Consider the following 12,906-nt stretch of genomic DNA (forward strand, 5'->3'; position numbering starts at 1 on the left):
CAGGGAAACAATAAGCATATAAAAGTATTACAGAAAACGATGCTGCTGATTGCTAAAATCAAACTGATAATTGCAAATTTCAAACACCATATCATTTACCAGGTTGAAGACGTTTACAAACCCGGTTTCGCCCAGAAATAAGCAGCATTGTTAGTCGCGTAACTCACTCTGTTTTTTCCAGCTTCTTTGTCTCCGCTAAACGTTGTGAATTGACCAGGATATAAAAGAACAGTATCAATGGGCGCCTTTCCAGCTCCAATAGTTTCTATATCCCACTCGTTTTTAGCATTACAATTGATCCAGTACAAATTTTTGGACATATAGAAATCCAGGTAGTGCTCTTTGGTCTCTTTGTTTTTATTATTCCAGTTTGCATTATCATTCAACACTAATGTTTCTCCAAGGATTAGTTTGCTCCTAACCTCTTCAATATTCAGAAGATTCCCTTTCTTATCACTCACATAAGCATTAAAAGTAGGATCCATCCATATCCATTTATCAAGTGTTTTTGACCAGACTATATTAATCACGTGGCAATCAAAATCTGCCGTATCTTTCGGCATACAGGTAACTGCCCGCGATTTGAAGCCCATTGCCTGATATGCATCTTTCAAAATTGTTGCCATCATCCGGCAATTGATCCCACGGTCTTCCTTTTTACATATTTCAATTAAATCAACAGCATTTTTCCTGTTCGGGTTATCAGGATTTGTACCGTCATGCTTTACCACGTTATGAACCCATGACAAAAGGTTTTTAATTTTTGAGATTTCATCACCGTTCCCACTTATAGAATCCAGCTTATATTGCTTTCTGAATTTGACCAGTTCAGGTGCATCAGCATTCTGATAAGTAAAAACTACAGGTGTCCTTTTATCATTATTGTTATAATCACCTGATTTTTGAAGGATATAGTTATAGTCATCCTTTTCCCTTATTTTTAGTAAAACTATTTTAAACTGCTCTTCATTACGTAAACCATCCAGATCCGTATCTGTCAATGTATGCTTATAGTCCCGATACCCATTTTGAAAAGCGCTGTCCAAATATAGAATTGCTTTATTTTTATGATCACTGAGTGCATTGATACAAGAAAGATTATAGTAATTAAGAGGAATGAGACCCGAATATTTTTCTTGTGTACCAGCAGACATTCTCTTAAACTGATCACCAAAAATGATTATTTGTCTCTCTGCTTCTTTATAATCTTTTTTCGCTAAAGCATCTTTTTGCAATTGATTAAAAACCTGATAAGGTTGCTCAAATTCATCAGTAACAGTAGCAGTCTGGCTAAATACCACAAGTGTAGCACAGGTTAAACCCAACAATACAGAAAGGAATTTTCTCATAAAAATTATTTTTACATAAAGATAAGAAATACAATTGCATTGTAAATTATAAAACATACTTTTTAACCCCCGGATTTTATCACTAATTTGTCCTCATGTTTAATGAAATACCAACTATTCTCAAAGAAAGAATGCAGTATCTTGAAAAGATCGATCTGGCTGACCGGACTGATGGTACACCAAGGAGCAAACGTCTAAGACAAATCAATTCTGAGACCGGTAAATTTCTATCCCTGCTTTCAGTTAACCTGCCAGAAGGAGAAATTATTGAAATCGGGACAAGCGCAGGTTATTCAACTTTATGGCTTGCTTTTGCAGCCAGAGAAACAGGAAGAAAGATAAAGACTTTTGAAATTGATGCTGATAAAGTCAATTTAGCTAAAGAGACCTTTCGGATTGCTGGTCTGGAAAAATCTATAGAATTAATTCACGGAGATTTTTTTGATCACGCACCACACCTTGGTCAGATTGCCTTTTGCTTTTTAGATGCAGAAAAAGAGATATATGAACGGTGTTTTCAGGAAATTGCTCATAAAATAGTGCAAAACGGACTTATAGTTGCGGACAATGCAATAGATCAATATGAAGGAGTTAAGCCAATGATCAATACTGCTACGCAGGATAACAGGTTTGATTGTTTGACGGTTCCTATTGGTAACGGGGAATTTATCTGCAGACGTAAATAAAAAAACAAATTAAGAAGAGGGATCCTGAATCAGGATTGAAAAAGTATACTTAGATGAACCTGGCAATTACCTTTTTGTACATACATCAATACTTTCATTTCCACCAAGCGACAATGCGGGAACAAAAAAGAAGATCTCATTTTTTTTAAGCTCTCCTATTTTCTCTAGTGAAGCCTTAAACAGGTCCGCTCTCAAAACTTCCTGAATGATACTATCATCACATAAATAGCCATTAAAAAAATCAGTCAGGCTCCAGACACAAGTTTCAATTTGCTTATAGTGTGGATCAAACAAGCAAACATCTTCGTCAGTAGCTGTTATTTTCCTATAATAAAACAATTCACCAAAGCCGCTAATCGCAATCGGAACATAATTTGATGCTTTTCTCCCAATAGTTCTTTCTAAATCATCCTGAAAATCGTCAGGATTGATAACTTCTATCAACCCATCATTATATTTACCCAGTCCCTTTTTCCTCCATAACTCAATCATACTGGATGGAAGTATATGTGCATATTGATTAACCAGGGCTTCGCTGGCAAGTTCTGTATGTGTCGGCTGATATTTTCCTAAAAAACGAGTTAGTTCCATTTTAGTAGTGATTATTAATCTACCTACAATATACCTAGTTTCTTAGTCGCAAACAACCACTAAGATTGGCTAATTCATACCCTAAAAAATCATAAAAATGGATATATATTTGTTATAAACAATTCAAAAAATCTAAAAAACAGACCATGGCAACAGTTAATCCTTATTTAAACTTTGATGGTAATACCGAAGAAGTATTTAATTTTTACAAATCAGTATTTGGCGGTGAATTTGACGTATTAGCCAGATTTGGTGAAATGCCAGAAGAATATCAAACCGACAAAAGTCAAAATACCAAGATCATGCATATTTCTTTACCAATTGGCGGAGGAAGTACTTTAATGGGTAGCGACCGTCTGGAATCTTATGGGCCTATCACGAAAGGTGATAATTTTTACGTTTCTATTCAGGCAGATAGTGAAGAAGAGGCAACAAAACTATTCAATGGTCTTTCTGCAGGTGGTCAGATTATCATGCCATTGGAAAAATCTTTCGGGTGCATTCTTTGGAATGTTCAACGATAAATTTGGCATACAATGGATGATCAATTTTGATTATAATAAAAAGTAATTAATATAGAAAGCATTATCCTTTTATAAGCTTCAAAAAGCCAGACACTATTTGGTGGCTTAAAAAAGGATGATGCTTTTTAAAACACTAATTTATTTTAGCGAAGCAATTTTCTCAAAAACTCTTGCAATTACTTCAGCACCCGGATCAGGAATATTCTTCAAAACTGCCTCAGAAAGATAGGAAGACCTTCCAAATTTAGTATTCGTAATCGTTTTGGTATATTCTGCCCCTTTACGTGCCTGCTGGGCAGCATTGATGACAGATTCATTCTTTGCTAACGATTCAAATGCAGGTTCCAAAGCATCAATCATCGTTCTATCCCCTACTTTTGCCCCGCCATAATCCTTCACCTTTTGCAAACCATTTAAAAGAGCTTTTCCTAAATCATGATCTTTTGAATAAGTATGACCAGCAGCAGTAAATAAAATCGATAACAATACACCACTTGATCCTCCAGCCTCTCTGGCCAGTATCCTTCCAATAGTTAGCAATAGTTTTCCGGTATCATCCAGGGGAAGCTTATCTACAACCAATAACAAACGTTTACCCGCCAGCGCAAATGTAGATCCGGCATCACCGTCACCAACTTTAGCATCCAGTCCATTAATTTCTTTTTCGATAGCAACCAATAAAGAACCCGTTTCTTCGATCAGCTGTTTAACATTAGCATTCACAGAAGGTTCATATTGCAGCGTCTCGGGAAGCTTTGGACTACTGATTTCTGCCGGTTTGTTGAAAGGTTGTATCTGCCATGCAGCAGGCTCTGAATCAACCAGTAATGCCTTCTCAATTTCTTCATCCAGCAAAAGTACTGATACAGAGAAACCACTCATATTAATTGATGACATCAAAGCAGCCGGGCCAACTATAAAGTCAACTTGAGCAGCTAATTTTGTTTTACTGAACGCATTGACCAGTAAACTCATTTCAATAGGGCTTACACTACCCATATTATTAAAGATCATAGCATATCTGCCATTAGTATCAGGCAAATTCGCCTCTAGTTTTTTTTCAATAGCCAAAGCCATTAAATGATCTGCCTGTGCATAAGCAATTACTTCTATACCCGGCTCTCCGTGAATACCCAAACCCAGTTCGGCTTCCTGGTCAGTTAAGCGGGAGAGTGTCTCCTGCCCCAGATGCTGGCATTCGGTAAGCGAAAGACCTATCGAAGCCGTACGATCAATAACTTGCTGTGCAATCTTTGCAATCTCAGCTAATGATTTACCTTCTTCAGCAAGCTGTCCTGCAATTTTATGCACAAACAAAGTACCTGCCAATCCTCTTTTTTTAACATCCTGGCCAAGGGCGATATCATCATCAACTGTTACCGTTTGCACCTCGTACCCTAAAGCACGTGCCTGTTCTGCAGCCAAACCAAAATTAAGACGGTCACCAGTATAATTTTTGATAATTAACAAAAGCCTTTTGGCCCGGTTGCAGCTAAGATAGCCGACAATACAGCATCTACTGTAGGTGAAGCAAAAATATCACCACATACCGCAGCAGTAAGCATCCCTTTTCCCACAAACCCTGCATGAGCAGGCTCATGGCCAGAGCCACCACCAGAAATAACCGCTACTTTTGACTTATCCCAATCTTTACGAATGACTACACGTATCTCAGGAAAGGAATCCAGTTTGGCTAATTTAGGGTTAGTTAATAATCCATTGATAGCTTCATTTACAATCTGATCGGGTTCATTTATAAAAAATTTCATGGTATATTATATTTCGTTTGTGTATAATTCAATAATTGATAGCGTTACAAGGTAATGAAAGATCTTATTTTTCGCTTTTCAGATTCATTAAGATAATGTCATAAAACAAGATTACCCCAAATACGTTATCATGATATAAAACCCTAATCAGATTATTATGGCATGGAATCCGGATGTATATAACAAATTCAAACAAGAACGTTTTGGCCCTTTTTACGATTTATTACAATTAGTAAAAGTTAAACCAGCTTTAAGTGCAATAGATTTAGGATGCGGAACTGGTGAACTGACCAGGAAACTCGCAGATGCGCTGCCCGGATCAACTGTTCTTGGAATAGATTCATCACAGGAAATGCTTAATGATGCTATCGCCTTTCAGAATGACCAGGTCAGTTTCAAAAAAAGAACAATAGAACAACAGCTTGCGTCCGCAGAAAAATACGATCTGCTCTTTTCAAATGCAGCCATCCAGTGGGTCGGTGACCACGAAATATTATATCCGAAAATTATTTCTGCTGTTAAACCTGGCGGACAGCTTGTGATACAAATCCCATCAAATCATAGTCACTTCACTCATACCACACTAATAGATATAGCCACAACCCCGCCTTTCGCAACTGCATTGAATGGCTTTACCCGCGTTTCTCCGGTTTTGGATATACAAGAATATGCTAAGATATTTTTCCAGCACGGAGGTACTGAAATCACAGTTTATGAAAAGATATATCCACATGTTCTAAAAGATGCAGACGCATTGTTTGACTGGGTATCCGGCACAGCGATGATCCCCTATGTAGAAAAACTGCCAGAAGATATCAAACAAAGTTTCATCGCCACCTATAAAGAAAGATTGCGGAAAGAATTTAAAGAATCACCTATATTTTACCCTTTTAAACGAACTATTATGGCTGCTACTTTTTAGATTTTCTAAAAGGAATAGTTTAGTTTTGTGACCGCTTATGAAATTTGATTCAATCACTTATTTGGCAGCAGGTAATGATCGTCAAAAACATGCATTTACTGTACTCAAAGATCACCTGATCTTTGAAATACTACAACCATTTGATCCTATTTTAGTTGGAACCGTTCCTCTGGATATAGCTATTAAAAACAGTGATCTTGATATTATCTGCTATTATCATGATAAAAATGAGTTTAAAAATTTACTCATTGACTCCTTTTCACAATTCAAAGATTTCAGATTAAGGAGACAAGGATCAATAGCCAGGAAGTAGTACTGGCTAAAATGATAGCCGATAAATGGGAGATTGAAATTTTCGGACAAGAAATACCTACCCGTGAACAGGCGGGCTACAGACATATGCTCATCGAAAACAAATTACTGATTGAACATGGTGAGCAGTTCAGAAAAGAGATTATCAAACTTAAAGAGCAAGGTTATAAAACCGAACCCGCTTTTGCCAGATTACTGAATCTGACCGGTGATCCTTATCTTGAATTACTGAAACTCTAAAGGTTTAATCTTTTCTGTTTCCAACCATCACTACACCGGTTGTATTACCCGTAGCATCTCTCAAGGGTGTGTAGCTATAGCATATTTGATTAATTTCTGAAGTAAAAGACACTCCGTTATGATAAACATGTTCCAATTCTCGGATACACTCTTTAGTCTTGCTATTCCATAAATCCAGCATCCTGTCATTTACAGATTGTATCTGAAAATCAAACCCACTAAATAAGCCATTGCCATTGCTACTGGTGCAGACATCACTACGGCGCGCAAATTCCGGTCCGACTCCAACCTGTACAGCCTGCTTAACTCCCTTTCACTCACATCCATCCCGACTACCAAAACTGAGACAACGTGATTCTTTTTACCAAGAATTGGTGTGTAGCTATAATCCACAAAGATCGTTTCGATCTTCCCGTTATTATTTGTATAAAATTTAGCGCCCGTTTCGCTATATGGCCTTCCTGTACGAATTACATCATAAATTAATTCGGGAAATGGCTGTTCAGCAATTTCGGGAAGAAACTCCAAAATGTTCCTGCCCAATACAGATTTTTCCCTCCTCAACAGTTGCAGCATAGCAGAATTTGCAGAATCCAGTCTTAACGTTTTTGCATCCAGAATCGCAATTGCAACCGGCGCATTTTGAAACAAATTCAGAAATCCTTTCATAACTCACAGCCCTTTAAATTGGTTAACTCAACTAAATATTCCAATTTTATTCCATAAAACAAAGCGTATTTCGTATACACTTTTACGCAAATAATTGAACAAAAAATCCCGGCAAAATCAATTTACTTTGACCATTTGGCTTAATCTACCCCATTGGTGGCATTTTATGGAGATCATAATTTTACCTTTGTGAAAAAGAAGAATTTTTCAACTACGTTTAAAACAATATAAAAAGCTTAATGCCTCAAAATTATTACAATCGGTAAGAAATTGAAGATCTCATCTCAATTACTGAAAAATGCCTTAGAAATATATTTCTAAGGCATTTTTCAGTAATTATATCATTTCTGGCTACTTACAATCTCTTTTTAATCCTATCCTAATATATCTTGAGATTACTGATCCATCAGGATAGCTAATTGTTACATTAAGATTTGCAAAGCTTTTCCCAGTATCAGTAACTGGATTATGCCTGACAATGACAGAATTCCCTGTATTTGATCCAACTATTTTAATTCCTGGCTGGGTAGACCAGGCTAAGGTAGTTCCTGCAGGTATATTTTCGAGTGTATAGGTATAATCGCCACCATCCGGTTCAGCTATGTTTCCAGTACATAAAATGAGTGACCCATTAATATATGTTGTTAACGAATAAAGATAATTTAGAGCAATTATATCATTGTTATTAAACGTCCTATTGCCTCCGGTAGTGCAAGCTAACATCCATGAGCCTGCATCAGCATCAGTTGGTGTTCCTGGAATATTGATTGCACCAACGTCACCTATTCCTTCATTACCTCCATTGCCACAACTAAATGCCCTATTCATATAATCAGTATGTCTCAGGCCAATGCAATGACCTAATTCATGTTGTATAACTGATGCAACATACAATAAATCTGGATTTGCACCGTAAGCCTCAGGATGCGTATTCATTTTAATCTCATTATATGGATTACCAGAAGATGTTGGAAATCCTGCCGATCCTAAAGCTATACCGCCCCCTTGTGGGGCTTCATAAAATCCGATCAAATTGATATCCCCCGTACCAAGAGTCCGCTGAAACGAATACGAAGTTTTAAAGCATTATAGCGATTTACTGCAGTATCTAAAGCAGCAGAAAAAACCTGCGGCAGATTTGAAACTGAAATTGTTATCATTCTTTCCGGAGATGCAGTAACAAGTTGATTGGTACGATATTGTTCGGTATTGGCTACTTTAACTGAAAAAGATTCATCTCTCTGATCCAGATCTTTATCTGGAAGGAATATGTCCCCTTCCACAATGTATCCGCCCTTAGTTTTTAACACATTCATTGTACTAAATCCAAGAGTTTTGATTTTACTTAATACACTTACAGATATTTCTTCGGGTTTGCTTGGTTTTTCATTTTTACATGCAGTGAAGCAAAAACAAAACAATAATAATAGTGCGATAATTTTCGGTTGTTTTTTCATAATTATTACATAACTGGTTCAATTATAAATATATGGTAATTAAAATAATAAAAAACTATCATAGAAAATAATTAAATTTAACCAATTGCGTATCCCCTTCTTTGATATCCGGTATTCATAAACCTTTCCCTGTTTCTTTACCCTGATGAGCAATTTTTTATTCGCTAACCGCGAAACCTCCAGATCGAAAACATTTCCGAAAGAATGAATATTCTTCAAAGCCATCTCCTTCCAATCTTTCGGCATTCCCGGTGTACAAGTAAAACTATCAAAAGCTACAGGACGCATACCAAATAATCCTTCAGTAAATACCCGGCAATACAAGCCGCTTTCTGCCGATAAATGACGCTGTCCACCCTCCGGATAAGCCTCCACAGGATATGGAACATGCTCTCCCAATAACCTTCTGCGGGAATAATACTGAAGATAGGGCATTGCCAGTTCCGTTTCTCCAGCTGCCAGAATACCTCTTAAAGCATACAGTGTAGACCGGTCCCAGAAGGTTTTATCACCAGCCTGAGTTAGTAAGCCATCGGGCGTAAACAACCCTGGAGAGAAAAGCGCTTTTATAGTTCCTTCCTTGTGCTCATAAATTCCTACCGTACCGTAAGTGGCATACATACAGATCCACGATCTTAACACCGTATTTTCTTTATAATAACGATAAGTATCAAACCCTTCAATAACACCCGCAAAATATTTGTCAATTGCACCCCGCAGCTCTTTTGCCTGACTCAGATAACCCTTTGTTAATTCCGGAGATTTTCCAAGCAATTTACTCAGTTTACTTGCCGAAATCAAAGCATCATAATACAAGGAGCTCGTAGATAAATTAGCTTTCCCGGCAGGGAAACGTCCTTCCAGTTCATCACTTTGAGAAGCCACCACTCCTTCTGCATTAAGCTTTCTTCTGGAATACTCCAGGCACCATTCAATTAATGGCCATAAAACCCGTGCAGAATCTATATTTCCATTTGCCAATGCATAACGTGATGCCCCATAGGCGATCATAGCCTGATCGCCACGATCACCAGCGCCATTCCAGAAACTTGTTCCTTCGGCTATAATAGAACTTGGAATAGGCTTATATTCAGGATTCATATAGGCCGAAAACATCCGATACGAATTCATTGCAGATTTACTGGCCAGATCATCACCCAAAAAAGCAAAAAACGGATTCACGTATTCAGCCTCATCATTTGCCCAGATCGCAGCATAATAAGAAAGTCCGCCAGGGCCATGCATCAAGCCCCCCTTCGTTTTAAAAATACTCTCCGCAGCCCTGATTTTTGCAAAAGCAAAAGCAGTATTCAATATAATATCAGGTGTGACCAATTGTAATTGCTGCAAAATACTCCGAACACGTTCCTTACGACCTTCTTCTTCCTTCAGTACGACAGCATTGAGGATCGATTGATGATCGGCCGCAGCCTGGTAAGAAACTGAAAACAATACAGAGTCTCCAGGCTGAACAAGATGCGCTCCATCACCTATAGACTTTAATACCAGCTTATGTGGCACTTTATAACTTCTAGAAGTATCAATAAGAACCTCTCGGCTCTGTCCATCCATTGAAATCAAAGCTGGTCTGTTTCCTTTATTAATGAATACCAGTTTTTCTATTGCCATTGGTTTATCCGCAGAAGGGAATAAAGAACGTTTCAAACTAATCGTACCCTTGCTGCCAATTTCACTATAGATCTCCATAATTCCATGATGTCTGATTCCGGTGACCCTTTCTGATAAACCTGCTATTTGATGGCCATTAATTAAATCGTCTTTCAATGGTTTACCATCAATAAAGATCTTTGGCAACTCATTATCACCAATTACCTGCATCAAACTCGCATGAGTATCATTAGGCTTCATCCTGAAAGTTGGAAAAACAACAGTACGTTTTAAATGCAACCGGCGCAGGCTATCTACTTCATACTGCACCCATAAAGAAACCTTCTGTCCACTCATTTCAATATGGTCAGCATGAGGCAAACGGCTGTCCGTCTTCCAAAAGATACTACCATCCTGACTGACTGACCAGCGATCAATCTGCTCGGGCAATGTATGCTGCTGAGCGTAAACCGGAACACGGTTTATAAACAACAGCAGAAATATTAAAATAAACAGCTGTTTATAATACATCGTCATAGCTAAATAAGATTATTTTTTTTCTTAGTTAATTTAAACATAAGGACATCATGCGCTGCAATTGTTCCCGTAATATTATCTTTTGTAAACCCAGTATCTTTATGTTTCCAAAGATCCCTGATCTGATAAGTACCATCAATTTTATATTGCTTTATCGTTGCCTTTAAGTCCTGATTGATAGTAATTGGCTGATTACTTCTATTGATAATACAAAAAGCAAAATTCCCATCACTTAGTGGTTTAAACCAAACTTCATAATCTCTGTATTTCATCCACCTGGTGGCAGAGATACCCAATTTATCCTGATCAATATCCAATACCTCTTTATTGGTCAGAATTTTCGCAGTTTCGGCAGACATATTTCTGATGTCATTACCAGCAATTAATGGCGCCGAAAACATAGCCCACATACTCATATGTAACCTTTCTTCATTTAGCGTCAGGATGCCATTTCCAATCTCCAGCATATCCGGATCATTCCAATGTCCGGGGCCGGAAAAATCACCTATTGACGTATGCAGATCTATAATCTGTAATACACCTAAACCGCCCCAGTTATTTGTACAATCAAAACAATTGATAATATCTTCGGTAGTACGCCATAAATGACCAATGCTTTTCCCCCACTCCCAGGGTTTGGTTGTCCCCCATTCACAAATGCTAAATACCATAGGCCTTCCCGCCTTATTGATCGCATCTCTCATTAACGTATAAGAAGCTTCAGCACTTTGTTTTCCATGATTACACCAGTCATACTTTAAAAAGTCAACTCCCCATGCGGCATAAGTTCTGGCATCCTGAAACTCATACCCCCTGCTCCCTGGTCTGCCCTGGCAAGTTGCTGTGCCTGCATCCGAATAGATCCCGAATTTAAACCCTTTCGAATGAATATAGGCTCCAAGACTTTTCATACCCGAAGGAAAACGTTCTGGATCTGCAAGGATATTCCCCAGGCTGTCCCGCCCAATCTGCCAGCAGTCATCAATCACGATATACTCATAACCAGCTTTTTTCATACCATTCAAAGCCATAGCATCTGCTACCTCTTTAATGATATTTTCATTTATTTTACATTCAAATTTGTTCCAGCTATTCCAACCCATTGGTGGGGTTTTAGCCAGTTCTTCGTTTTTTTTTGAGCGCGCATAGAAAGACATGACATGCTCAATATCAAAAGCAATAATATTCTCATCATGATTTAATGTTTTGTTTTTCCCCTATATCAAAGGGGGTTCATTCAATTTAAAGTGAATTGCGTCTTTTCAAAACAGTGGGGATAATCTCTTGAATTTTTTCTTGTGTGAGTACAAAATGAGCCGCTTTTTGAGCCATTAATGTGAAATCTGTCGAATAGGTCGTTATTCCATCAAAGATAATCTCCTTTACAGGGTCATCATCCTGCGATAAAATACCGATATCAGTTCCCAGTTTAATGTTTTGCGCTTTACAATCTTTCAGCAGTTTCCAGGTTTGTGTATCATATCATTACAAAAAAAAATAGATCTTTCCACGTTCTACAGAACCCGGGATATACTCTTTTTTTATAGTGTAATTGATATTATAATCCTTTACAAATTTTTTAAATGCCCTGACAATTTCAACCGGAGAATCAGAGTTTGGACGAGAGAAGAAAATCAGCTCATCAAAAGATCTGATCGTATCCAATAACTCTACAAACACCCGGTAACTGGATTCTTCAAATTCCTGAATCACATAAGAATACTCACCCGGCATGGGTTCATACCGGTCAGTCATTAAAAATTTATTTGCAGGAAGATTTTTTAATATACCGGCAGTTTTAGGATGTGGCATCGGAGTAACTACGTACACGCTATATTTCCCATTGATATTATTAATGACATTCTCAAAAACATCAATATTCTGATGATGAAAAAAAACATCAATATGTATATCAGATCCAACTGCTTCCCTGAATGCATTATGAAAAGTTTCCTGAATAGAGTCAAATGCGTACATCACCAGTGCGACTTTGATCATTTGACGTGTATCTGTATTAGACAGATAATAACCCATCCTGTTTTTAGAAGCGATAATACCCCGTTCAATTAGCTCTTTATATCCTTTTACAATTGTTTCCCTGGCAAAACCAGTTTCTTTGATCATCGTATTTACCGAAGGAAGTCTATCTCCCTTCACCAATATTTTCTCATCAATTGCATGAATAAAGCCCAGTACTAATTGTTCGTGTTTGGAATAACCTGGATTTGCTTCCAGTTCCTGT

13 protein-coding genes and 2 pseudogenes are annotated in these 12,906 nt (G+C 37.7%); 4 read left to right on the forward strand and 11 right to left on the reverse strand.

Annotated elements, in window-relative coordinates; all coding sequences use genetic code 11:
- Nucleotides 1–113: 113 nt before the first annotated feature.
- A complete protein-coding gene (locus ACWYN3_RS11815; protein WP_456221321.1) occupies nucleotides 114–1,349 on the reverse strand; it encodes a TPR end-of-group domain-containing protein in 1,236 nt (411 codons plus the stop codon).
- 95 nt (nucleotides 1,350–1,444) lie between these two features.
- On the opposite strand from ACWYN3_RS11815, the gene ACWYN3_RS11820 reads away from it, so the two are divergent.
- Entirely contained in the window at nucleotides 1,445–2,035 is a 591-nt protein-coding gene (locus tag ACWYN3_RS11820) for an O-methyltransferase (RefSeq protein WP_456221322.1), read from the forward strand.
- A 66-nt stretch (nucleotides 2,036–2,101) separates the two neighbouring features.
- Here ACWYN3_RS11820 and ACWYN3_RS11825 read toward each other — a convergent pair whose 3' ends face one another.
- Nucleotides 2,102–2,626, reverse strand: a complete 525-nt coding sequence (locus ACWYN3_RS11825) for a GAD-like domain-containing protein (protein WP_456221323.1) — start codon at nucleotides 2,624–2,626, stop codon at nucleotides 2,102–2,104.
- A gap of 146 nt (nucleotides 2,627–2,772) precedes the next feature.
- Here ACWYN3_RS11825 and ACWYN3_RS11830 point away from each other — a divergent pair, with 146 nt between their 5' ends.
- On the forward strand, nucleotides 2,773–3,150 hold the full coding sequence (locus ACWYN3_RS11830; protein ID WP_456221324.1) for a VOC family protein: 378 nt from the start codon (nucleotides 2,773–2,775) through the stop codon (nucleotides 3,148–3,150).
- Nucleotides 3,151–3,288: 138 nt separating this feature from the next.
- Here ACWYN3_RS11830 and ACWYN3_RS11835 read toward each other — a convergent pair whose 3' ends face one another.
- Together ACWYN3_RS11835 and ACWYN3_RS11840 are read right to left on the reverse strand one after the other, a co-directional pair.
- Nucleotides 3,289–4,047: a DAK2 domain-containing protein gene (locus ACWYN3_RS11835; RefSeq protein WP_456222974.1), complete on the reverse strand. Its 759-nt coding sequence runs from the start codon at nucleotides 4,045–4,047 to the stop codon at nucleotides 3,289–3,291.
- Nucleotides 4,036–4,919: pseudogene (locus ACWYN3_RS11840) on the reverse strand (dihydroxyacetone kinase subunit DhaK); the annotation flags it as partial. The gene ACWYN3_RS11835 and the pseudogene ACWYN3_RS11840, both read right to left, overlap by 12 nt.
- 157 nt (nucleotides 4,920–5,076) lie before the next feature.
- On the opposite strand from ACWYN3_RS11840, the gene ACWYN3_RS11845 reads away from it, so the two are divergent.
- Entirely contained in the window at nucleotides 5,077–5,841 is a 765-nt protein-coding gene (locus ACWYN3_RS11845; protein WP_456221325.1) for a methyltransferase domain-containing protein, read from the forward strand.
- A gap of 37 nt (nucleotides 5,842–5,878) precedes the next feature.
- Nucleotides 5,879–6,393: pseudogene (locus tag ACWYN3_RS11850) on the forward strand (DUF4269 domain-containing protein).
- 4 nt (nucleotides 6,394–6,397) lie between these two features.
- On the opposite strand, the gene ACWYN3_RS11855 reads toward ACWYN3_RS11850, so the two are convergent.
- The 7 genes from ACWYN3_RS11855 to ACWYN3_RS11885 form a co-directional block, all read right to left on the reverse strand.
- Nucleotides 6,398–6,574: a hypothetical protein gene (locus ACWYN3_RS11855; protein ID WP_456221326.1), complete on the reverse strand. Its 177-nt coding sequence runs from the start codon at nucleotides 6,572–6,574 to the stop codon at nucleotides 6,398–6,400.
- A gap of 8 nt (nucleotides 6,575–6,582) precedes the next feature.
- Nucleotides 6,583–7,062, reverse strand: a complete 480-nt coding sequence (locus ACWYN3_RS11860) for a PAS domain-containing protein (protein ID WP_456221327.1) — start codon at nucleotides 7,060–7,062, stop codon at nucleotides 6,583–6,585.
- Nucleotides 7,063–7,413: 351 nt separating this feature from the next.
- A complete protein-coding gene (locus ACWYN3_RS11865; protein WP_456221328.1) occupies nucleotides 7,414–8,094 on the reverse strand; it encodes a M57 family metalloprotease in 681 nt (226 codons plus the stop codon).
- Nucleotides 8,091–8,519 (reverse strand): M57 family metalloprotease, encoded by a 429-nt coding sequence (locus ACWYN3_RS11870; RefSeq protein WP_456221329.1) that lies wholly within the window; start codon nucleotides 8,517–8,519, stop codon nucleotides 8,091–8,093. The genes ACWYN3_RS11865 and ACWYN3_RS11870 overlap by 4 nt, the downstream gene beginning before the upstream one ends.
- 39 nt (nucleotides 8,520–8,558) lie before the next feature.
- Complete coding sequence (locus tag ACWYN3_RS11875; protein ID WP_456221330.1) at nucleotides 8,559–10,619, reverse strand: hypothetical protein; 2,061 nt, start codon at nucleotides 10,617–10,619, stop codon at nucleotides 8,559–8,561.
- 47 nt (nucleotides 10,620–10,666) lie between these two features.
- Complete coding sequence (locus tag ACWYN3_RS11880) at nucleotides 10,667–11,821, reverse strand: glycoside hydrolase family 27 protein (RefSeq protein ID WP_456221331.1); 1,155 nt, start codon at nucleotides 11,819–11,821, stop codon at nucleotides 10,667–10,669.
- A 328-nt stretch (nucleotides 11,822–12,149) separates the two neighbouring features.
- The gene (locus ACWYN3_RS11885; protein WP_456221332.1) at nucleotides 12,150–12,824 is read right to left on the reverse strand and encodes a hypothetical protein; all 675 of its coding nucleotides are present in this window, start codon (nucleotides 12,822–12,824) and stop codon (nucleotides 12,150–12,152) included.
- Nucleotides 12,825–12,906 lie beyond the last annotated feature (82 nt).

It is taken from the genome of Pedobacter sp. NJ-S-72 (genome assembly GCF_053890575.1).